Annotated in this window: 23 protein-coding genes; 12 read left to right on the forward strand and 11 right to left on the reverse strand. The window is 41.8% G+C overall.

Annotated elements, in window-relative coordinates; genetic code table 11:
• Positions 1–90 precede the first annotated feature (90 nt).
• On the reverse strand, positions 91–1,632 hold the full coding sequence (locus tag L0B70_RS09275; RefSeq protein WP_235141524.1) for a T9SS-dependent choice-of-anchor J family protein: 1,542 nt from the start codon (positions 1,630–1,632) through the stop codon (positions 91–93).
• Between the two features lie 88 nt (positions 1,633–1,720).
• Positions 1,721–2,134 carry an acyl-CoA thioesterase gene (locus tag L0B70_RS09280; RefSeq protein WP_235141525.1) on the reverse strand — a complete coding sequence of 138 codons (414 nt, stop codon included), beginning with the start codon at positions 2,132–2,134 and terminating at the stop codon, positions 1,721–1,723.
• A gap of 258 nt (positions 2,135–2,392) precedes the next feature.
• On the opposite strand from L0B70_RS09280, the gene L0B70_RS09285 reads away from it, so the two are divergent.
• The gene (locus tag L0B70_RS09285) at positions 2,393–2,743 is read left to right on the forward strand and encodes an arsenate reductase family protein (protein WP_235141526.1); all 351 of its coding nucleotides are present in this window, start codon (positions 2,393–2,395) and stop codon (positions 2,741–2,743) included.
• Positions 2,744–3,241: 498 nt separating this feature from the next.
• The gene (locus tag L0B70_RS09290; RefSeq protein ID WP_235141527.1) at positions 3,242–3,670 is read left to right on the forward strand and encodes an Hsp20/alpha crystallin family protein; all 429 of its coding nucleotides are present in this window, start codon (positions 3,242–3,244) and stop codon (positions 3,668–3,670) included.
• A gap of 53 nt (positions 3,671–3,723) precedes the next feature.
• Here L0B70_RS09290 and L0B70_RS09295 read toward each other — a convergent pair whose 3' ends face one another.
• The 3 genes from L0B70_RS09295 to idi form a co-directional block, all read right to left on the reverse strand.
• Positions 3,724–4,173, reverse strand: coding sequence for a hypothetical protein (locus L0B70_RS09295; RefSeq protein ID WP_235141528.1), 450 nt, complete (start codon positions 4,171–4,173; stop codon positions 3,724–3,726).
• 105 nt (positions 4,174–4,278) lie between these two features.
• Positions 4,279–5,358 carry a glycine cleavage system aminomethyltransferase GcvT gene (gene gcvT / locus L0B70_RS09300; RefSeq protein WP_235141529.1) on the reverse strand — a complete coding sequence of 360 codons (1,080 nt, stop codon included), beginning with the start codon at positions 5,356–5,358 and terminating at the stop codon, positions 4,279–4,281.
• 206 nt (positions 5,359–5,564) lie between these two features.
• Positions 5,565–6,074: an isopentenyl-diphosphate Delta-isomerase gene (gene idi / locus L0B70_RS09305; RefSeq protein ID WP_235141530.1), complete on the reverse strand. Its 510-nt coding sequence runs from the start codon at positions 6,072–6,074 to the stop codon at positions 5,565–5,567.
• A 269-nt stretch (positions 6,075–6,343) separates the two neighbouring features.
• Between idi and L0B70_RS09310 the strand changes: the two genes are divergently transcribed.
• Positions 6,344–6,745: a phosphoheptose isomerase gene (locus L0B70_RS09310; protein WP_235143585.1), complete on the forward strand. Its 402-nt coding sequence runs from the start codon at positions 6,344–6,346 to the stop codon at positions 6,743–6,745.
• Between the two features lie 3 nt (positions 6,746–6,748).
• Positions 6,749–7,708, forward strand: a complete 960-nt coding sequence (locus tag L0B70_RS09315; RefSeq protein WP_235143586.1) for a D-2-hydroxyacid dehydrogenase — start codon at positions 6,749–6,751, stop codon at positions 7,706–7,708.
• A 126-nt stretch (positions 7,709–7,834) separates the two neighbouring features.
• Here the strand turns inward: L0B70_RS09315 and mscL are convergent, their stop codons facing one another.
• Entirely contained in the window at positions 7,835–8,206 is a 372-nt protein-coding gene (gene mscL / locus L0B70_RS09320; protein ID WP_235141531.1) for a large conductance mechanosensitive channel protein MscL, read from the reverse strand.
• 136 nt (positions 8,207–8,342) lie between these two features.
• Between mscL and L0B70_RS09325 the strand changes: the two genes are divergently transcribed.
• Positions 8,343–9,839, forward strand: a complete 1,497-nt coding sequence (locus tag L0B70_RS09325; protein WP_235141532.1) for an NAD(P)H-hydrate dehydratase — start codon at positions 8,343–8,345, stop codon at positions 9,837–9,839.
• 53 nt (positions 9,840–9,892) lie between these two features.
• Here the strand turns inward: L0B70_RS09325 and lgt are convergent, their stop codons facing one another.
• Both lgt and yidD read right to left on the reverse strand, forming a co-directional pair.
• The gene (gene lgt / locus L0B70_RS09330; protein WP_235141533.1) at positions 9,893–10,762 is read right to left on the reverse strand and encodes a prolipoprotein diacylglyceryl transferase; all 870 of its coding nucleotides are present in this window, start codon (positions 10,760–10,762) and stop codon (positions 9,893–9,895) included.
• 39 nt (positions 10,763–10,801) lie between these two features.
• On the reverse strand, positions 10,802–11,035 hold the full coding sequence (gene yidD, locus L0B70_RS09335; RefSeq protein ID WP_235141534.1) for a membrane protein insertion efficiency factor YidD: 234 nt from the start codon (positions 11,033–11,035) through the stop codon (positions 10,802–10,804).
• 153 nt (positions 11,036–11,188) lie between these two features.
• Here yidD and L0B70_RS09340 point away from each other — a divergent pair, with 153 nt between their 5' ends.
• On the forward strand, positions 11,189–12,436 hold the full coding sequence (locus L0B70_RS09340; protein WP_235143587.1) for a replication-associated recombination protein A: 1,248 nt from the start codon (positions 11,189–11,191) through the stop codon (positions 12,434–12,436).
• Between the two features lie 78 nt (positions 12,437–12,514).
• Positions 12,515–14,443 (forward strand): M1 family aminopeptidase, encoded by a 1,929-nt coding sequence (locus L0B70_RS09345; RefSeq protein WP_235141535.1) that lies wholly within the window; start codon positions 12,515–12,517, stop codon positions 14,441–14,443.
• 34 nt (positions 14,444–14,477) lie between these two features.
• On the opposite strand, the gene L0B70_RS09350 is transcribed toward L0B70_RS09345, so the two are convergent.
• Together L0B70_RS09350 and L0B70_RS09355 are read right to left on the reverse strand one after the other, a co-directional pair.
• A complete protein-coding gene (locus L0B70_RS09350) occupies positions 14,478–15,014 on the reverse strand; it encodes a hypothetical protein (protein WP_235141536.1) in 537 nt (178 codons plus the stop codon).
• 45 nt (positions 15,015–15,059) lie between these two features.
• Positions 15,060–16,820: a discoidin domain-containing protein gene (locus tag L0B70_RS09355; protein WP_235141537.1), complete on the reverse strand. Its 1,761-nt coding sequence runs from the start codon at positions 16,818–16,820 to the stop codon at positions 15,060–15,062.
• A 193-nt stretch (positions 16,821–17,013) separates the two neighbouring features.
• Between L0B70_RS09355 and pepE the strand changes: the two genes are divergently transcribed.
• Entirely contained in the window at positions 17,014–17,706 is a 693-nt protein-coding gene (pepE, locus tag L0B70_RS09360) for a dipeptidase PepE (RefSeq protein ID WP_235141538.1), read from the forward strand.
• Position 17,707: 1 nt separating this feature from the next.
• Here pepE and L0B70_RS09365 read toward each other — a convergent pair whose 3' ends face one another.
• Positions 17,708–18,118: a thioesterase family protein gene (locus tag L0B70_RS09365; RefSeq protein ID WP_235141539.1), complete on the reverse strand. Its 411-nt coding sequence runs from the start codon at positions 18,116–18,118 to the stop codon at positions 17,708–17,710.
• Between the two features lie 133 nt (positions 18,119–18,251).
• Here L0B70_RS09365 and dnaA point away from each other — a divergent pair, with 133 nt between their 5' ends.
• From dnaA to L0B70_RS09385, 4 genes are all read left to right on the forward strand, one after another.
• Positions 18,252–19,706, forward strand: a complete 1,455-nt coding sequence (dnaA, locus tag L0B70_RS09370) for a chromosomal replication initiator protein DnaA (RefSeq protein ID WP_235141540.1) — start codon at positions 18,252–18,254, stop codon at positions 19,704–19,706.
• Between the two features lie 89 nt (positions 19,707–19,795).
• The gene (locus tag L0B70_RS09375; RefSeq protein ID WP_235141541.1) at positions 19,796–20,233 is read left to right on the forward strand and encodes a low molecular weight protein-tyrosine-phosphatase; all 438 of its coding nucleotides are present in this window, start codon (positions 19,796–19,798) and stop codon (positions 20,231–20,233) included.
• A 113-nt stretch (positions 20,234–20,346) separates the two neighbouring features.
• Positions 20,347–21,045 carry an SAM-dependent methyltransferase gene (locus L0B70_RS09380; protein ID WP_235141542.1) on the forward strand — a complete coding sequence of 233 codons (699 nt, stop codon included), beginning with the start codon at positions 20,347–20,349 and terminating at the stop codon, positions 21,043–21,045.
• Positions 21,046–21,110: 65 nt separating this feature from the next.
• Entirely contained in the window at positions 21,111–21,488 is a 378-nt protein-coding gene (locus L0B70_RS09385) for a hypothetical protein (RefSeq protein WP_235141543.1), read from the forward strand.
• The last annotated feature ends 6 nt before the right edge of the window (positions 21,489–21,494 follow it).

Raw genomic sequence — 21,494 nt, forward strand, 5'->3', positions numbered from 1 at the left:
GTGATTGCAGATTTCTGGGCTTTTTTGGCCAAAAAAATTCCCCTTCGAACGAATTGAAGAGGATTTTTTTTAAGTTGAGAAATAAGCAAATTATTTAATAATTTTCTGCGTCGAAACTCCGGATTTTGTTTGAATTTTTAAAAGATAAACGCCTTTTGCATTTTGAGAGAAATCGATGCTGTTCGTGTTCACCACAGATTTCAACAATTTTCCCTCCATGCTGTACACTTCTAATTTTTCTACTTTTTCGGCAGAGCTGATTTTCAATAGATCTTTCACCGGATTCGGATAGACTTTGATCTGATTTTTTGACACATCAGAAACCGCCAAACCGGTTTTAGAAAAACGAATATTATCGATTCTTAATGCCGAATTATTTTCCACCGGAGGCGTCACATTTCCGAAACCAAAATAATAAACACCTTCCGCCGAGGCCGTAAAGGTCGAAGTATATTCGGTATACGTGTTGCCACTGATTTGGTTTGAACTTAACTCCTGCGTGATGGCATCTTTTTCCGGCGCATCGGCCACACTCACTTTCAGGGTTGCGGGCGAGGCGCTTGCGCTGCTCATTTCGGCAAAATATTTAATTTCTACCGTTTCGTTCGCCAACAATTTAATGGGATAGGAGAAAATCCAGTCGTTTTTTGCGTAGGTTTTGCTCGTGTTGTTAAAAACATAACCGTCGCCGTTCTGCGCCGCGCCGCTTCCGTTAATCCACGTGCCGGAAGTCCAGCCATCCGAATCGTATTCGCCATAGTTTTCGGCCGTGTATTCAAAATCATAAGAATAGGGAAGAATTGCCGCCGTAAAAACAGATTTCGGGCCTGCCCAACCCGAGCCACAGTCTGCATTTTTCAGAAAAAACTGATAGCGCGTGCCGGGCTGGAGGTTATCAAAGTTTTTCGTCGTCGCAGTCTGAATGCCATTCGAAGAAACCGGCGTCACAAAATCCGTCAGTCCCAAATCGTAATTTGTGATTCCGGCGGTCGAAGTCCAGGCGGCCGTAAAACTTTTATCCGTTAAATTGGTCGCAGTGAAACCTGAAAGATCGGGCATTATGCAGTTCGCGGAGTTGCTCAGGTAGAGATCATCCAGCGCCAAAAAATAACCGTCCGTTGTATTGTTAACAAATGCCAGATAGATGGTTTTTCCTTTATATGCAGACAAATCCAGACTTCGCGAATTATACTCGTAAGCCTGTTCTCCGTCAACGCTCAACACCGTGGTAGTGAAGCTTCCCACCTGGTTGTTGGTTTCGGAAACTTTGATGTCATAAGAATCTGTAAAATCAAAATCATAAGACTTTGCCTTCCAGTATAAAGTCGGAGTGCCGTCGCTTGGTACCGTAATCGACGGCGTGATGAGCCAGTCGTTCGACGTTCCGGCCGGATCGTACGAAGAGGTGCTGAAAGCGATTTTATTGTCGTAACCATCATAAAACTGAATCCAGGCTTCGGTGTTGAACTCCTGAACGGGCGCCCATTCTGCAACCGTGTTTCCGTCCGCATTGATGGTGGTGTAAGCGGAAAGCGGAGTTCCGTTATTGTTTTCAAAACCGCTGCTGAAAATCTGGGCCTGGAACTGAATCATCAGCGCCAAAGCCGCAAGAGATAGAATTTTTCGTTTCATTGAGAAATTATTTAAAAATAAAAATTGAGTGATTATTTTATGAAAGGTTTCATTTCGTTCTCTATCTGTTTGCGCAGATCCATCAGTTTCACGGCATATTGTTCCATTTGGAGATCCTGCTCCGTTGTTGGAACAAATTTCGGGACTTCCACGGAATTGCCTTCGTCATCCACCGCGACAAATACAATAATGCAGTGCGTTTTTTTTCGAATTCCTTCCGCTTGATGTTTCGCGAAAAAACGTTGATGGCGATATGCATGCTCGTTCTTCCCGTGTAGATTACCTGCGCTTCCACCTTCACGATGTGGCCAATTTTGATGGGCGAATAAAACCGGATTCCACCCACATAAACCGTCACGCAGTAACTCGAACTCCAGGAACTTGCACACGCGTAACCGGCCTGGTCGATCCATTTCATTACACTTCCGCCATGAACATTTCCGCCGTAATTAACGTCGCTGGGTTCCGATATAAACTGAAAAGTTGTTTTATTTTGCATCATAATTTTTTACTTTACAAATATCCATAAATTTTTTCCTTGAGGAACAAAATCCTCTTTTCTTCCGCAAATGGATTTATAATTAAGGTTTTCGCCACCAAATAATAGCTCTTAAAAACTTAATACTTTCTGTGAAGTTTCATGTTTTGAACTTCAAAAACACTTTTAAAATATCTTACGAAGGATTTTTAGAATCCCTTTTATAATGGAATACCGCTCAATACCCGCTTCCGATTCTATATTTATTGGCTAAATTTGAATATGCAAAAAGTATTTTACCTCAAAACCTGCGGAACCTGTACCAAAATTCTTAACCGTTTCGATCTTTCCGACTGGACGCTGCGGGAAATAAAATCGCAACCGGTCACGCCGGACGAACTCACGGAAATGTATGCACTCACAAATTCTTACGAGGTTCTTTTCAGCAGAAGATCTACGCAGATTAAGGCTCAAGATATTGACGTGAAATCTTTAAAAGAAAATGATTTTAAAAAACTACTTTTAAATCATTATTCGTTTTTAAAAAGGCCGGTTTTCCTTGCCGATAAACAAATTTTTATTGGAAACGAAAAACAGAATCTAGAAAACCTGGAAAATTTTTTCGCACCATGATATAATTAGTATTTCTCATCTTTTTTTCGGTGACGCTTTCTGCGCAGACAGTGTACAAAACACCGTCCGGCGCCAAATATCATCTGGCAGACTGCAGAATGGTGAAAAATGTTTCTGCTTCCTTATCACTCAAGAAAGCCGTTTAAAGTGGATTAACGCGGTGCAAATTCTGCAGACTGCCAATCTACGGCAGTACTGGTAATTCGAAACCGAGAAAGGTAGCGGGAACAAATTCGGAAAACCAATGTTTCGGACGAACCCAAAAGGGATTGCGGTGTAAAAGAAAAACAAAGATCAGCAACAACTTCTGTTTCAGCAGCTGCCGAATTAGGAGTGTCAAAATTTCAGAAATCGAAACGTTTTTGCACTTTTAAAATGACTTATTTTCCATCTAATCAGTTCGGTGCGAAATTTTGTCCGAAAATGAGACGTGGTATTTTTTTTGTGATTCAACTGGTACGATTACTCAAAATTGTTTAACCTTAAAAATTAAATGTTATGAATAATTTAAGCAGAAGAACGAATTTCTTTGATGATTTCTTTACGAACGAACTGCTGGATTTCAAGCGCGCAGGTTTCCCCGAAACAGGTTTAACGTCGCCTTCAGTGAATGTGAAAGAGGACGCAGATCGTTTCCAGATTATGGTAGCGGCGCCCGGCATTAAAAAAGAAAATTTCAACATCAATTTAGAAAAAAACATTCTCACCATTTCCAGCGAAAACAAAACGGAAAATGAAGAAGTTGACGAAAACGGAACCTTTACGCGAAGAGAATTTAATTATAATTCTTTCAGCCGGTCCTTCACTTTGCCCGAAACGGTGGAATCCGAAAAAATTGAAGCCACATACGAGGACGGTATCTTAAACGTCACCGTGCCGAAAAAAGAAGAAAGCACACAGGTTTTAAAGACCATCGAAGTGAAATAACAAAGTTTGGTTCAATGAAAACGGTCTCCTCAAAAATTTGAGGAGACCGTTTTTTATTTGTGTCTTCTTTCTTCCAGCCAGTTATAAACGCCGATGCTCACAAGCGCCCCGAATAAATAATAACCTGTGGTCATCCATTTTTTCTGGCTCGTGTTCGTCGCTTTATTATGATCCAAAACCTGATCTGCCAAACCTATCGTACCTGCCGCACCGAGAAGTCCCGTTCCCAATGTTTTCGCCAGCATTTCCGACGAAGTGGTAGACGTGGCCAAAGTGGAGAATAAGACGGCGTTCGATAAAATATTTCCGCCCATTGCCGCAGCAAAAACCTGATCTTCGTGCGGAAGATCCACATCTATTTTGTCCAGCGAGGTTTTCACCGCTTCTTCACCCACCTGATCGAGATTGGGCGCGCCCACAATATATTTTTTGAAAAGCTGATGAACTCCCGTCAACGCCAAAGACCCTGCTAAACCTGCGATACTTCTGTTAATATTCGACATAATGTAATTTTTTTTAATGTCTGAAACCGTGTGCGAAAATAATGCCACACAAAAAAAGCAGATAAATTTTTTCATCTGCTTTTAAGTTTTCAAACTTATTCCTTTTTAAACAAACGGCAACTTCACGATTTTTGCCGGAATATTTTTGTTTCGGATCTGGATAAAAATATCCGAACCCACTTTGAAATGGTCTTTTGCAACATACGCCAAACCGATCCCGATCTTTTTCATCGGACTCATCGTTCCCGAAGTAACTTTCCCAATTGCGTTGCCGTCTGCATCGACGACAAGGTAATCGTGGCGCGGGATGGCTTTTTCCTGCATTTCGAAACCGACTAATTTTCGCGTAATGCCTTCTTCTTTTTGTTTCGCTAGCGTTTCTTTGTCCACAAAATCCTTCTCGAATTTCGTGATCCAACCCAAACCAGCTTCGAGTGGCGAAGTCGTATCGTCAATGTCGTTTCCGTACAGGCAGAAGCCTTTTTCCAAACGCAAAGTGTCTCTGGACGCTAATCCGCAGGGAATCAAGCCAAATTCTTCGCCGGCTTCCGTTAAGGCTTCCCAGATTTTTACGGCGTTTTCGTTTTTAAAATAGATCTCAAAACCGCCACTTCCCGTATACCCGGTGTTCGAAATAATCACATCGTCCACGCCCGCGATTTTCCCCACCGTAAAATGATAGTACGCAAGTTCGGAGAGGTTAATATCGGTTAGTTTTTGCAGCGTTTCTGTAGCTTTTGGCCCCTGAATGGCGATCAGCGACATTTCCTCAGACGCGTTCGTCAGTTTTGCGCCAAATTTTTCGTTGTATTTCGAAATGTGATTCCAGTCTTTCTCAATGTTCGAGGCGTTTACCACCACAAAATATTTTTCGTCGGTCATTTTATAAACAATAAGGTCGTCCACAATCCCGCCTTTTCCATTCGGCAAACACGTGTACTGCGCCTTTCCGTTTTCCAGCGCGTCCACATTATTTGTGCCTATAAATTGCAGCAGATCCTTTGCAGCAGGACCGTCCACAAAAAACTGACCCATGTGCGAAACATCAAAAATTCCTACTTTTTCGCGCACCGCAAAATGCTCCTCGGTTACGCCAGTGTATTGCACAGGCATTTCAAAACCTGCAAAAGGCACCATTTTCGCGCCCAAAGACACGTGTTTATCGTACAAAGCCGTCTTATTCATCTTTTATTTTTATTAATTTATTTCTTTTTTAGAAGCATCAAAGTGGGTTTCTCGTGCGAAGGTTCGTCCCGCTTTCCGCTCTATCTTTTTTTTGCCGCGCCGAAACCCTTCCAAAAAAAGGATGCCGCTGCAATCGGGGCTAAAATCCAATTTCGTTATATTTTCCTAAAAACAACCATCAACCATCAACCATCCAACATTAAATATCACAAATGCTCCTTATATTCCTTCAAAATTATCTTAAACCATTCTGTAAAATGTTCCGGATTTTCCAGCATTTCTTTTTCCAGATTTTCCATCGTAATATACCGCACGTCGGAAACTTCCTCCGGGTTCATCTCAAACTCGCCGTCGAAATCTCCCGTAAATACGTGATCCAGCTCGTGTTCCCACAAGTTTTGTCCCACGTCTGCTTTATAAATAAAATGAAATTTCGGGCTTAATTCCGCTTCGATGCCGAGTTCTTCTTTCATGCGGCGTTTTGCGCCTTCCAGATAGGTTTCGTTGCTTCTTGGGTGTGAACAAACGGCGTTCGTCCATTGATTGGGAGAATGGTATTTGGTGGCGGCGCGTTTCTGCAAAAGCATTTCGCCCTTTTCATTAAACAGGAAAACCGAGAAAGCGCGGTGAAGCATTCCGTTTTCGTGCGCCTGCATTTTTTCCATCAAGCCGAGGATTTCGTCGTTTTCTGAGACTAAAACTACCTGTTCTTCCATAACTCACAAAATTAAGTTTTAAAAGTTAGGTAATAAAATTTTTGTGAAAAATTTATAATTTCAAATACGGCTTTTGCAAAAGGGATTGCAGCGGAAATCCCGCAGCAGGAAAGGGGAAAGCTGGGGCGCGAGGAATTGCAGCGGAAAGCCCGACCCGCAAGCCCCGGCATTCAGCGTGGGCGCGGGATTGCCCCTAAAATTGCAGAAATAATTGATAATCATCTGTGCATCAAGGAAAATTCGTACTTTTGCCCCTTAAAATTTTGATGATGGAATTAGAATATAAAGACCATTTAAGTCCCATGCTGAAAGGCGATATTAAGAATTATCTGATTGATATCGACGGCACGATTACCGATGATGTACCCAATGAAGAGCCGGAAAGAATGGTCGATTGTGTGCCGTATCCCGATGCACTCGAAACGATAAACCGGTGGTACGAGCAGGGTCATATTATTTGTTTTTTCACCTCAAGAACCGAAAACCTGAAACAGATTACGATCGACTGGCTCGATAAACACGGCTTTAAATATCACACGGTGCTCTGTGGAAAACCGCGCGGCGGAAATTATCACTGGATCGATAATCACCTCGTAAAAGCCACAAGATACAAAGGTAAATTCACCGACATGGTAGAGAAACAGGTAACTATTGAAGTTTTTAAAGATTAAATGATGAAGGTATTAGCAAACGACGGGTTAGATCAATCCGGGATTGACGCGTTAACAGAAAAAGGTTTTGAAGTGCTCACAAAAAAAGTTCCGCAGGAATTTTTGATCGATTACATCAATGAAAATAAAATTAGAACGGTTTTGGTTCGCAGTGCGACGCAGGTTCGTAAAGACCTGATCGACGCGTGTCCAACCCTCGAAATCATCGGCAGAGGCGGTGTGGGAATGGATAATATTGATGTGGATTATGCACGGTCGAAGAATATTCATGTCATCAACACGCCCTCCGCATCTTCGGAATCTGTGGCCGAACTGGTTTTTGCACACTTGTTTTCGGGAGCGCGGTTTTTGCAGGACTCAAACCGTAAAATGCCTCTCTTAGGCGACTCTGAATTTGCAAAACTGAAAAAATCTTACGAAAAAGGTATCGAACTTCGGGGTAAAACCATCGGCATTATCGGCATGGGAAGAATTGGCCAGGAGGTGGCGCGGATGGCTTTGGGTTTGGGGATGCGCGTTGTGGCGGCCGACAGCAATGTTGGCAGAGCCAGCATCAAAGTGAAGTTTTACAACAATCAGTTCATCAACGTCGATATCGAGACAGAACCGATCGAAGGAGTTTTGAAACATGCAGATTTTATTACGCTTCACGTGCCGGGTCAGAAAAACGGCTACATTATTTCGGCACCGGAATTTGCACAGATGAAAGACGGAGTGGCCATTGTAAACTGCTCGCGTGGCGGTGTGATAGATGAAGAAGCTTTGGTTTCGGCTTTAAATTCGGGCAAAGTGGCTTTCGCCGGGCTGGATGTTTTCATGAACGAACCTACGCCTTCAAAAGAAATTTTAAGCCATCCGAAAATCTCGCTGACGCCGCATACAGGCGCGTCCACGCTCGAAGCACAGGACAGAATCGGACTTTCTCTTGCAGAACAGATTTGCAGTATTTTGCAGGTGCACTAAACAAAAAATTTCCTTTAATATATTGAAGAACGCGTCGGGAGATGCGTTCTTTTTTAATTATTAAGCTGGAATTTTACGCAACAAAAAACCCGAAAAAAATTCCGGGTCTATTTTTTTATAAATTGGCTATTTAGTTTTCAGCAAATCTCTGATCTCTGTTAACAAAACCTCTTCCTTTGTAGGTCCTGCCGGAGCAACTTCTGCCGGTTTGTTTATGCGGTTGGCCGCTTTGATGACCCAAAATAAAACCAGGGCAATACACAGGAAACTGATGACCGCAGAAAGGAAATTTCCGTAGGCAACACCGTTCCAGGTTAGTTTTGCAATATTTTCTGCACCCGCAGCTTTCAAGGCGGGGTTCAACAACAAGGGCGTGATCACATCTTCGACGAGTGAAGTTACAATTTTACCGAACGCAGCACCGATGATCACCGCAACGGCGAGATCCATTACATTTCCTTTGAATGCAAAATCTTTAAATTCCTTTACTAATCCCATAATTTATATTTTTAATGTTAATATTCAAAAATAAGATTTTATTTTAGATATACCGCGCCGAAAGCCTCTAATTCATGAGCGCGGAAGCGAAGCGCATAAAATAAATTTTTGCTAAATTGAACTTAAATAAAAAACAATGAAAATATTTTCCGCGGCGCAGATCAGTAGGTGTGATGATTTTACGATCACGCACGAACCAGTTACTTCTTTAAATCTCATGGAGCGCGCGGCAAAAGCCAGTGTCGCATGGATTTCCGAGCAATACCGCGACGCAGGGACTTTCTATATTTTTTGTGGCAACGGAAATAATGGCGGCGATGGTTTTGCGATAGCGCGTCTGCTTTATGAAAATGGATTTAACGTCAATGTTTTTTCGGAGGATCAAAACGCAAAGATGTCCGGGCAGACCGAAGTTAATTTTAAAAAAGTAAAAGCCCTTGCCGAGATTGTTTGTCGGGATTTTAGAGATATTAAAAACAGTCAGGTCAAAGAAAATTCAGTCATCATCGATGCACTTTTCGGTACGGGGCTCAACCGAAAAGTTGAAGGTGTTTACGCAGAAATTATTCAGGTTTTAAATGAAATTGCTATCCCGAAGATTGCCATCGATATTCCTTCCGGCTTGTTTGCCGATAAAATGGCGGCGGAAAATGCGGTTATCTTTAAAGCCGATGACACCTTAAGTTTTCAGTTCTGGAAGATATCGTTCCTGCATCCCGAAACCGGCAAATACTGTGGTAATGTTCATATTTTAGATATAGGATTGAGTCGCGATTTTATCAAAAATGAACCTTCGGATGATTTTGTGATTGATGAAACCTTAATCCCTAAAATCTATAGACCTCGAAATGATTTTTCCCACAAGGGGAACTTCGGGAAAACCACAATCGTGGCCGGTAGTTTCGGAAAAACGGGTGCCGCGGTCTTAGCCACAAAAGCTGCCTTACGAACAGGAAGCGGAATTACGGTGACGCGTGCGCCAAGATGTGGCTATGAGATTTTACAAACGACTTGCTCCGAAGCCATGTTTCTCCCGGGTGGTGATGATTTTGTCGCGGAAATTTTCCTCGAAGATGATTTCGTGGCGGGAATCGGTCCGGGTTTGGGCACCGGGGAGAAAACGAAAAAAGCACTTTTAAGATTTTTGAAAGATTATTCCAGACCACTGGTTTTGGATGCTGATGCTTTAAACATGCTGGCGGAAAACACGGAAAACATAAAATTGATTCCGAAAAACTCCATCATCACGCCGCATCCGAAAGAATTTGAACGGCTTTTCGGTAAAACTGCAGATTCATTTGAACGCCTGGAATTAGGTCGAAAAAAAGCGGCTGAACTCCAGATTTTTATTGTTTTAAAAGATCATCACACGCAGGTCATCACGCCCGCGAACGAGGTTTATTATAATCTCACCGGAAATTCCGGTATGGCAAAAGGCGGAAGCGGCGATGTGCTTTTGGGTATCATTACATCGCTTCTAGCGCAAAATTATTCTCCCAAAAATGCTGCGATATTCGGCGTTTGGCTCCACGGGAAATCAGGCGATTTTGCCGCCGAAAAATATTCCAAAGAAGCCATGTTGCCGGGTGATCTGATCGGTGAACTCGGAAATGTTTTCAAAATTTTAGCATAAGAAAATCCTCTCAGATTTCGGAGAGGAATTGATTTTCTTTTTTTAAAGTGAAATTAGTCCGGTTTTTCGTTTTCTTCTTCCGTGATCATACGGTTTTTCGATGTCCACATAATTACAAACCCGGCAAGCATGAAAGGAATGGAGAGGACCTGGCCTGTATTTAAGCCGGCGAAGTGAATGAATTCGTCGCCCTGCGGTTCCTTTAAAAATTCGACAAAGAATCTCACGGCCCAAAGAATAATAAAGAACAAGCCGAAAAGCCAGCCCTGTTGGTATTTCTTTTTTGTGTATCGGTACAGGATCCAAAGCAAAACGAAGAGTAAAAAATAACCCGCCGCTTCAAATAGCTGGGTTGGATAGCGCGGAACGATCGGTCCGTATTCTGAACTTTGCTGCGGAAACAAAACGGCGAACGGTGAATTTTCCGGCGCGGCTTTTCCGATGATTTCTGAATTGAAAAAATTCCCGATTCTAACAAACGCACCGCCCAGGGCAACCGGAATCCCGATTCTGTCGTACACCCAAAAAGGATTTTTGCGGATGATTTTATAAGCGTAATAAAGCGTCGTAAAAATCAACGCGATGGTCGCGCCGTGACTCGCCAGGCCGGAAAAGCCGGTGAACTCGAAAGTTGGCTTTGTGCGGATCGGTAAAAATACGGACCAGAAATCTTCTTTGAACAATTCGGGCTGATAAAAAATGACGTGGCCTAAGCGCGCACCCAAAATGGTTCCGACCAAAGTCCAGGTGAAAAGCGGTTCAACATATTTTTCGTTAACGCCATCAATTTTGTAAATTTTTGTCATTAAAAAATAGCCCAGGCCGAAGGCGAAAATAAACATCAAACTGTAATAATGCAGGGTGATGGGTCCTAAATGTATTCCGGTGGACGGATCCCAGGTCGTGTATAATAATGTCAGCATATAATTGAATTCAAAAATTAAAAAATAAAATTTGCGTGTTTAATATTTCGGTGGCACCGGATCATAACCTTCGCCGCCCCAGGGGTGGCATCTTGCGATCCTTTTCGCGCCCAGCCACAAACCTTTTACCGGACCATGAATCTTCAGCGCTTGCACCATATAATGAGAGCAGGTAGGTTCATATCGGCAATTTTTCGGGAGCAGAGGCGAGATGAACCACTGATAAATTTTTATCAGAACAACCAAAGGAAATGTGATGATTTTGTTGAACATGCAGTTGCAAAAATAACTAAATAGTTTAAATTTGTTCTACCTTTCTCTTTAAACTTACTTTTCCGCCAACTTTACTTTCGCTGCGGAAAACAATTTACCACCCCTAAAATTTAGAACTTGAATAACACCAATAATATCCCACTTGCCGAAAAAATGCGACCCCGAAATCTCGATGAGGTTCTCGGCCAGGAACACTTAACGGGCAAAACCGGTACTATCCGGAAGATGCTGGAGAACGACACCTTAAATTCTCTCATTCTGTGGGGACCGCCCGGAACGGGAAAAACGACGTTGGCGGAAATTATTTCGGAGAAATCCGGACGGAAATTTTTTAAACTTTCTGCCGTTTCGAGTGGGGTGAAAGACGTGCGCGAAGTGATTGAAGATGCCAAAAAGCAAAATCTTTTTTCCGGAAAATCACCCATTTTATTTATCGACGAAATTCACCGTTTCAACAAATCGCAGCAGGATTCCTTGCTTCACGCCGTAGAAAAAGGCTGGATCGTGCTGATTGGTGCGACGACGGAAAACCCCAGCTTCGAGGTCGTTTCGGCTCTTTTATCGCGGAGTCAGGTTTATGTTTTGAAATCATTGAGCTTCAAAAAACTGGAAGAACTGGCTGAAATAACGTTAAAGAATTACAATGAAGCGGAACAAACGCAATTTAAGATTAAAGACAAACAGGCGTTCATTCAATATTCCGGTGGCGACGCGAGAAAGCTCATCAATTCTATAGAAATTGTTTTAAATCAGTTCAAAAATTCCGATAAAAAAGAAATTGAGAATCAAGATGTGCTCGATGTTCTGCAGGAAACGATGGCGCTATACGATAAAAACGGGGAGCAGCATTACGATATTATTTCCGCGTTCATCAAATCGATGCGGGGTTCGGATCCGAACGGTGCCGTTTATTGGCTTGCGCGAATGTTGGTTGGTGGCGAAGACATTAAGTTCATAGCGAGACGCATGCTGATCCTGGCTTCAGAAGATATTGGGCTGGCCAACCCGAACGCGCTGATCATGGCGAACAACTGTTTCCAGGCAATCAACATCATCGGAAATCCAGAAGCGCGCATTATTTTGAGTGAGACAGCGGTTTATCTGGCGGTTTCGCCGAAAAGCAATTCCACGTATATGGCGATCAATGAAGCGATGTCTTTTGTGAAAAAAACCGGAAATCTGCCCGTTCCGCTGCACCTGAGAAATGCGCCCACGAAATTAATGAAGGATTTGGATTACGGCAAAGATTACGGCTATGCGCATTCGCACGCGGGAAATTTCGTCGATCTGGAATTTTTACCCGACGAAATTAAAGGAACAAGATTTTACGAGCCCGGAAAAAACACCACCGAAAATAAAATTGCGGAGGAACTGAAGAAAAAGTGGAAAGGGAAATATTAAGACCAACACATTTAAAAATAATTCAACATCTGGCTGATTGTCAGGTGTTTTTTTTACCTTTAATTTAAATTTCACGTGATGAAAAAAATCTCTTTCTTTTTGGTGCTCAGTCTTTTTCCGCTTCTTCTTTTTTCTCAGGTCAAAATCGAAAACAAAGGTTTGGTGGAGCATGAACTGAAGAACTATGCGAAAATGATCAACTTTAATGTGAATCCCAACACCTTAAATTACAATATCAAATACCAAAGAATGGATTTGAATTTGGATCCGGCGGTTTTATATATTTCGGGTTCCGTAACTTCTCATTTTTTGCCCAATCAAAATATGTCCAGTATTTATTTTGATTTTACCGACCAGATTCCTGTGTCTGAAGTTTTGTATCACGGAACGAATCTGGCTTTTCAGCAGCTCGCGACGAAAGAACTCAAAATCGATTTTCCCACGACGCTGCCGGCGAATACTTTAGATTCTTTAACGGTGAAATATGCCGGCGTTCCGGATAATTCCGGCAGAACTTCCTTTTACGCCCAAACGCACAATGGAAGCCCCGTTTTAGCCACTTTGTCTGAACCTTACGGCGCGCAAAACTGGTTTGCTACGAAACAAAGCATGAACGACAAGATCGATCGTGTAGATTTTAAAATTACAGCGCCCGATCAGTACAGCGTCGCTGCGAACGGCAAATTCATGTCGGAATCTTTGGTGGCAGGGAGCAAAAAAGTTACTTTCTGGCGCACGCAATATCCGACGGCAGCGTACTTGGTCGCTTTATCCATCGGCGATTTCATCAAAACAAACGATGTGATCGGAAATGCGTCTTTTCCCTTTGTTAATTATATTTATCCCGACACGAGCGCGAATCCGGCGGTGCAGGACAATTTAGAATGGACGAAAACGTGCATGACTATTTTTGAAACTTATTTTGGAAGTTATCCCTTTTCCAGCGAAAAGTACGGCCACATGGAATTTGCCGTGGGTGGCGCGGCGATGGAGCATCAAACCATGTCGTCAATGAATTCCTTTGCAAAATCGACGATCGCGCATGAGCTTGCCCATCAATGGTTTGGCGACAAAATTACGTGCGGCGCGTGGAACGATATCTGGCTTAACGAAGGTTTTGCAACGTTTGGCGAACAGCTTATTTACGAGAAAAACCTAATGACACCGGACGAATTCAGGGCGCATCTGGCTAATCAAATCAACACGATAACGAGTCTTCCGAATGGAAAAATTTATGTGAACGACAGCGATCTGCCCAACGTGGCAACTGTTTTTAGTGGTCGTTTAACGTACGTTAAAGGCGGTTTTGCGGTGCGCATGATCAAATGGATTTTGGGCGAGGAGGCTTTTTACCAAATGCTGAAAGACTATACATCAAATCCTGCATTTGCGTATCAGTACGCGAAAACGGAAGATTTCAAAAATCAAATTATGCTTTCCACAGGAAAAGATTTTACGGGATTTTTCAACGACTGGATTTACGGCGAAGGATACCCGACTTATACTATAAAATGGAATCAGTTGGTCGGAAGTCAAAATGTCGAATTTTTAGTATCGCAAACGCAAAGCGATCCGTCCGTTAATTTTTTTGAATTGCCTTTGCAGATCAGTGTTACGGGAACAAACGGTGAAATGGCCGAGTTGGTTTTAAACAATACGGCCAACAACCAAAGTTTTTCGAAATCCATCAATTTTCAGGTGGCGAGTGTGGCGTTTAATAAAGATTATGAAATCATTGAAAAAAATTCCACGGTAATTTTCGATCCGGCTTTAGCTACAAATAGCGCCGTTAAGGAGGAACTTATTTTATATCCGAATCCCGTGAAAGAGGAATTGAATTTTAAAGGAATTTCCAAAACGACGAATTACGAAATCTTTTCTCTGGACGGAAAACTCATCAAAAAAGGAAAATATACGCCTTCTCAACCGATCAACGTTGCTGCGCTTTCACCCGGAATTTATATCATTAAAATAGCCGGCAGAAACATGAAGTTTACGAAAAACTAGAAAAATTTAAAGGTGTAGAATTAATGCGCGGAACTTATTTTAAAACGACGTGTTTTAGTGTTTTCTGCGCGTCCGGATTCAGTTTGATGTCATCCGTTCTTTTCGTAATGCCTTTTCGTTGATCTTCCGTAACGGTCCAGATATTCAGAAATTTCTGACCGTTATTTTCGATGATTTCGGTTTCGATGATGGCATCGTCCACTATTTTCACCGTGGTATCTTTCACCAAAATTCCGTTTACGTAAACAGAATTGATGTCGTTTAAATTATTTTTGATGTTGAGATGCTCCAGCGAAACCGCCACCACCTCGTTTTTCTCTTTTAAAGTGATTTCGATAATACCTTCCATGGCAAAATTGGAAAAAGCACTCAATTTATCGGGCAGGCTGTCGGATTTATAAACACTGATCGCCGCTATTTCTTTAGAACTTATTAGTTTCATTTGCGTTTCGTTGGAGATCAACCCATCAATAATGTACAAAGGATAGCGGTCGCTTTTTTCTTTCAGGGAAGTCTGCTGCCCAAAACAGAACGCGGCAAATAAAGTAAAAAGTAAGATAAAGTTTTTCATGCACATCGGATATTAGGAGTTTAGAACGGTTTTTCGCGCTTTTAATTATTCTGATTTAAAAATTTCCGAGCGTTCGGAGATGCCGTTGTTGTTAAAGGCTTCGATCTGAAAATAATATGCATCGGTTCGGTCGGCGCCCGTAAAAAAGTATTCGTTTTTGCCGTAAACCATGATGCTGCCATAGAGTTTGTCCGGCGTTTTCCCGAAATAGATAACGTAACCATCGGCTTTTTCGTTCTGCTGCCATTTCATCCAGATGCTTCTTCTTTCGCCAAACTTTTTCGGATCTGCGCGCAGCGGTACAAAGTTTTGCACTTTTCCCGGTTTCTCGCCGGAGCCTTTGCCAAAAACACGAAAACCGCTCAAGGCAAATTTACCCGTGGGCATTTTCAGATTTTCCATTTTGAGATATCGTGTTTTTGCCGGCTTCTCCAGTTCAATATAATCGTGCGGCACATCTTTCGTGTTTCTGCTTTTGTCGACAAGAACTTTCCAGTTTTTTCCGTCGTTGGAGCTGTAAATTTTATACTGATGCATTTTGCCCAAAGTTTTACCCATAAATTCCACATCCTGATCCGCGTAATTAATTTGAATGGCATGGATTGTTGACATTTCGCCGAGATCGGTTTGAAACCACTCACCGGAATTTCCGGATTTGGCGGACCAATAGGTTTTGATGTCTTCATCGACGGCAAAATTCGGGTGATAGCCACCTAAAGTAGAAGATGCCGTCACGGGTTTTTCATAATTTAAAAGCATCCATCCTGTAAAAAGTCCTTTTGTGAAATCTTTGTCCTTCGCAAATTTTGGAAGCAGGGTAGGATAGTCGCCGTAAGACGTGTTGCTGTACATAACATCATCTTTGTCGAAACCGGCGGGCCAAATGCCAAGACGTCTTTCAAAATTATTTTTTACGGAGATAAAAATTGTGGAAACGTGCCACCAGGTCCCGAAATTATCCTGAAAAGTCGAACCGTGGCCCGCGCCACGCGCAAAACCGCCGGGCTTGTAGGAAAAAGGATTGTGTTGCTGATATTCGTACCCTTCCAAAGGATTTTTGGAAACATAAACGCCATCTGCATAACCGCTGAATTCCGTGGCCGGCGCGCCATACTGCATATAATATTTGCCATTGTGTTTGGTAACCCAGGCGCCTTCTACAAATGGTTGTAGGAAAACATTGTCATTATACTCACCGAATCTTTCCCAGCCGTGATCTTCGGGTTTTAATTTGATAATCGGTTTTACATAACCTTCGGACTGCATTGTTTTGGTGTTGATTTCGGTGCCCAACAGAGGCCATTCGTTGCTGGAACCCCAATAGAGATAAAGTTTATTTTTGTCTTCATCGTAATGAAACGCCGGATCCCAGGCGCCGACTTTTAAGGTGTCCACCGCAATCTTCCAGTCATCTTTTGTCGGGTTGGTGGATTTCCAGATGGGAAAATCGGATTCCCACGTGGAGCCGTAAACGTACAGGGTGTCTTTAATGGCCCAAACGGCCGGCGCATTTAAATCATGGATGTATTTCTTCTCGCGCAGAAATTTCCGGGAAACGAACTTCCAGTCCAGCATATCGTCGCTGTACCAATATCCTTCCTGATTGGTAGAAAAGAGGAACAGTTTATTCTGAAAATTAACGATCACGGGATCTGCCGTGGCACGGTGTTTTCCCTGCGAAGAAAAACTTTCGAAAGGCGTATAACCGTAATCGATATTGATGGGGTTGCAATACGTTTTCTGTTGAGAATAGGAAATGGCGAACAGGAAAAGAAAAAATACCGAAAAGGAAAGAGAAGTTTTCATAAGCGTATTTGTTGAGGTAAAAGTAAAGATAAGAAGTTACTGCGAGATAAAGCCGGCAGAAAACAAAAAAATGGCGGGACTTCCGTACTTTTCAGTTAATAAAAAAATCAGTTCACGATGAAAGATAAGAGGCAACAATTTTTGTAACTCCGTTTAAATATTGATAACTTTGAGTCCGAAAACCAATAACCTTATGAACCTCCTTCTCGCTTCTACTTCCACCCTTTACGGTGGGAACTATCTCGAATATTTAGCCGCTGAAGTAGCAGAACTCTTCGCTGGCATTGAGGAAATTATTTTTATTCCATTTGCAAGACCGGGTGGAATTTCTCACGCGGATTATACGGCAAAAGCACGCGATTTTTTTTCAAAACTAAATATTAAAGTAAAAGGCCTCCACGAATTTGAAGACAAAGTCTCTGCGGTAAATTCCGGAAAGGGCTTTTTTACAGGTGGCGGAAATACTTTCCTTTTGGTGAAAACTTTACACGATTTTGGTTTAATGAACGTTTTAAAAGAAAACGTGGAAGAGAGAAAACCTTACATGGGAACGAGTGCCGGCTCCAATATTGGCGGCCTCAATATGAAAACGACGAACGATATGCCGATCGTTTATCCGCCGAGTTTTGATACGATGGGCTTGGTGCCTTTCAACTTAAATCCGCACTATTTGGATCCCAATCCGGATTTAAAACATAACGGCGAAACGCGTGAAACGCGCATCAAAGAATTTCTAACGCAAAATGACAACAAAGTCGTCGGTCTGCGCGAAGGCAACTGGATTCGAAAAAAAGGAAATAAAACAACGGTTGAAGGAAATGAACTGACGCGTATTTTTGAAAAAGACAAAGAACCCTACGAAATTAAACCCGGAACAGAACTTTGAGTTAGTGCTGCCAGTTTTTTTCGATAATCTGCATTAAAAATTCCGGGCATTTTACCACTTTATTGGTTTTTGCATCGAGGAAAAAAAGAGTGGTTTTGGCTTCGGTGATCTTTTGTTTGGAACTGTTATAAATTTCATATTCAAATTCGATCCGCGCGCCGGGAATTTTTTTGATGAATGTATGAATTTCGAGAATTTCGTCGTAAAGTGCAGGTTTTAAATATTTAATGCTGTACTCAGAAACTGGGAGCCAAGTTCCCCCGTTTTCAATCTCGTCGTAAGACATTCCGAGCGTGCGAAAAAGTTCTACCCGGGCAACTTCAAAGTAGGTGGCGTAATGGCCGTAGTAGACGTATTTCATCGGGTCTGTTTCGGCGTAACGCACTCTAATTGAGGTAGTTGTGTGTATCATTTAAGTATGGAATTGGTCATACAAATATATTTTTAAAAAACCAATAGGGCAAAAATTTTTTTTAGAAATTTAAAAATTACATCTTTGTCTTTCCTCCAAAATCTAACATTGAAGGAAAAATTGCTGAAAGAAAATGAACGAAAATTTAACACTTATTTGGGAAAAATGTCTTCAGTTTATGAGGGATAACCTTAACGCTGCCGAAGACAACACCGACCTGAAAAAACTAGAAAACTCTTTCGATTTGCTGTTTGATAATGTACAGCCGGTATCCCTTATAAGTAACAATCTTACGCTCCTGGTTCCCAGCGATTTTTACAAAGAATATATTGAAGATAATTATCTCTCTTTACTCTCCGCGGCCCTCAAAAAAAACATCGGGAAAGGCGTGAAACTTTGGTATTCTGTGATGGAAAACCGACCAAGCGGACAGGAACAGCCCATCACTGTTAACTTCAAAGGCAAAAGCATTGCAACGCCGAAAGTTCAGGAAACTTTGCCGCCTGCATTTTCTCAGAATCTGATCAATCCGTTTGTGGTTCCGGGGATGAAGAAAGTGAACATCGATTCCAATTTGAAAGCCGATTTTTCTTTTGATAATTATGTTGAAGGTGAAAGCAACAAGTTTGCATCGACGGTGGCGAAATCCATCGCGAAAAGACCCGGTGCAACTGCCTTTAATCCTTTATTTTTACACGGCGGTTATGGCGTTGGAAAAACGCACTTAGGCCACGCCATCGGCTTGGAAGTGAAAAATGCTTTTCCGGACAAAGTGGTTCTTTATCTTTCTTCCGAGAAATTCATTCAGCAGTTTGTCTCCGCCGCGAAAGCGCATAAACAGACCGAATTTGCGAATTTCTATCAAATGGTGGACGTTCTTATTATTGATGATATTCAGTTTCTGTCCGGAAAAAAATCCACGCAGGACAGTTTCTTCCATATTTTCGATTATCTGCACCAAAACGGCAAGCAGATCATTCTAACTTCAGATAAAGCACCTGTCGATATTTTAGATATTCAGGAACGAATTGTTTCGCGATTCAAATGGGGACTTTCCGCAGAAATTAAATCGCCGGATTTCGATACCAGACGAAGAATTATCGTTGATAAGTTAAGCCGCGACGGTATTGTTTTAACGGAAGACATGCTGGATTACCTCGCCTCAGAAGTAAAAACCAACGTTCGGGAATTGATTGGCGTAATTAATTCGGTGATTGCGTATTCGACCATTTATAAGTCTGATCTGTCATTGGAATTGCTCAAAGAAACCATCAGTAAGATTGCCGCGAATCAGAAAAAAGTAATCAATATTCCTTATATTCAGGAGGTTGTGTGCGAATATTTTGGCATTGAAAGGGAACAGCTTTTATCCAAAACCCGAAAAAGAGAAATTGCTTTGCCGCGACAACTCGCAATGTATTTTGCAAAAGAGTTAACCAACGCTACCTTTACCAAAATTGGCGAAGAAATGGGCGGAAAAGATCACTCGACCGTGATGTATGCGTGCGATACCATTAAAGACGTTTCGAAAATCGATAAGGAACTGAAAAAATACGTTAAGGAATTAGGCGAAAAGATTAAACAATAATTGGCGCGTTCAATAAAAATTAAACACAAAGGGATTTTTTTAAATCTCTTTTTTTATTTGTATTTTACGGTCCTTCTAAAAATAATGATATGAAAATTTTAATGGTTTGTCTCGGAAATATATGCAGAAGCCCGCTGGCAGAAGGAATTTTAAAATCCAAACTGCCAGACGATTTTGTGGTTGATTCCGCGGGGACGCTGGAAAATAATGCGGGAAAAAGTCCGGACCGCCGCTCGTTGGAAATCGCAAAAAAATATAATATCGATATTTCGTCGCAGAAATCCCGCTGGTTTACGGCTGAGGATTTTAAGGAATACGATCGGATCTACGTGATGGACCGCAGCAATTTGAAAGATGTTTTGTCTTTAGCAAAGGATGAAAATGACCGCCGCAAAGTTTCATTGATTCTGGAAGATCAGGAAGTTCCGGATCCTTTCTGGAGCGAAATGGATGGTTTCGAAAAGGTGTATCAAATGCTCGATAAAGCTTCGGACAAGATCGCCGACGAATTGAAAAAGAAAGTTTAAAGAGCGATATACAAGAGCCAGGTTTAAATTTTTATAATGATTAAATCTGGATAAAAAACTTTACGCCGAAACATTCAAGTATTTAAGAACATAAAATCACAAAACCAAAGAACATGCTTTTCCTCATTCCTGCTTACATTTCCGAAAATTCGCCGACCGATTATTTTGCACCTTCGGTAAAGGAATACATTCTGAAAACCGATTATTTTTTCGTGGAAAACGAAAAGACGGCGCGGAAAGTCATCAAATTTTTTGCTCCCGAAAAAAAGCAGTCCGACCTTAAACTTTTTCTTTTAGACAAATATTCGGAGCGAAAGGATCTGCAGGAAGCGCAGATGCTCATGAAAAACGGTCAGGATTTCGGTTTGTTATCGGAAGCCGGTTTGCCGTGCATTGCAGACCCGGGAAATGTGATGGTGAGATGGTGCCATGAAAATGCGGTGAAAGTGATTCCAATTAACGGACCTTCGTCAATCATTTTGGCCTTGATTTCCAGCGGACTGAATGGTCAGGAATTTACGTTTCATGGCTATCTGCCAATCGACCGGTCAGCGAAAAAATCGAAAATCCAGTGGCTTGAGAACCAAGTGAATTCTACAGGTTACTCTCAGATTTTTATGGAGACGCCGTACCGCAATAATCCGCTGTTTGAGGATCTTTGTAAATTTTTATCGCCGAATATGAAGTTGTGCGTTGCGGCGAATATCAACGATCCCGTAAGCGAATTTATCAAAACTTTAAGCATTAAAGAGTGGCAGAAAAACAAACCCGAGCTGCATAAAGTCCCCGCCGTCTTTGTGATAGGAAAGTAAACTTTAACAACCATTAACAGCGCTTTTGCACCATTGTTGATTAGTATAGGGCTAAATAAATTATTATGTCTGAAAAGAAATTAGCAGGAATCTGGATGGATTCAGAAAATGCAATCGTCGTTAAAAATCATGATATTGAAAGCGCTTATAAATTTTTTGTTTGCGATCCTGTGAAAAGAGATGTACAACACGGAAATTCCAGCGAGAAAAACGCGAATAACGTAGAACAAACCAATACCGCGAAGTTTTTCAAAGATTTGGAACATTTGATCATCAACACGCAGGAACTTTATTTAACCGGAACAGGAACGATTCAGGAGCAGTTTAAAAATCATTTATCCGAAACAGCACAGTTCAAAAATTTGAAAGTTACGTTGGGAACAGACCAAAAAATGAGCGAAGAGCAGTTTTTAGAAGAAGTAAAATCGCACTTCAACGCATAAGCTTTT

This window comes from Kaistella sp. 97-N-M2 (assembly GCF_021513235.1).
In the GTDB taxonomy this organism is placed as follows: domain Bacteria; phylum Bacteroidota; class Bacteroidia; order Flavobacteriales; family Weeksellaceae; genus Kaistella.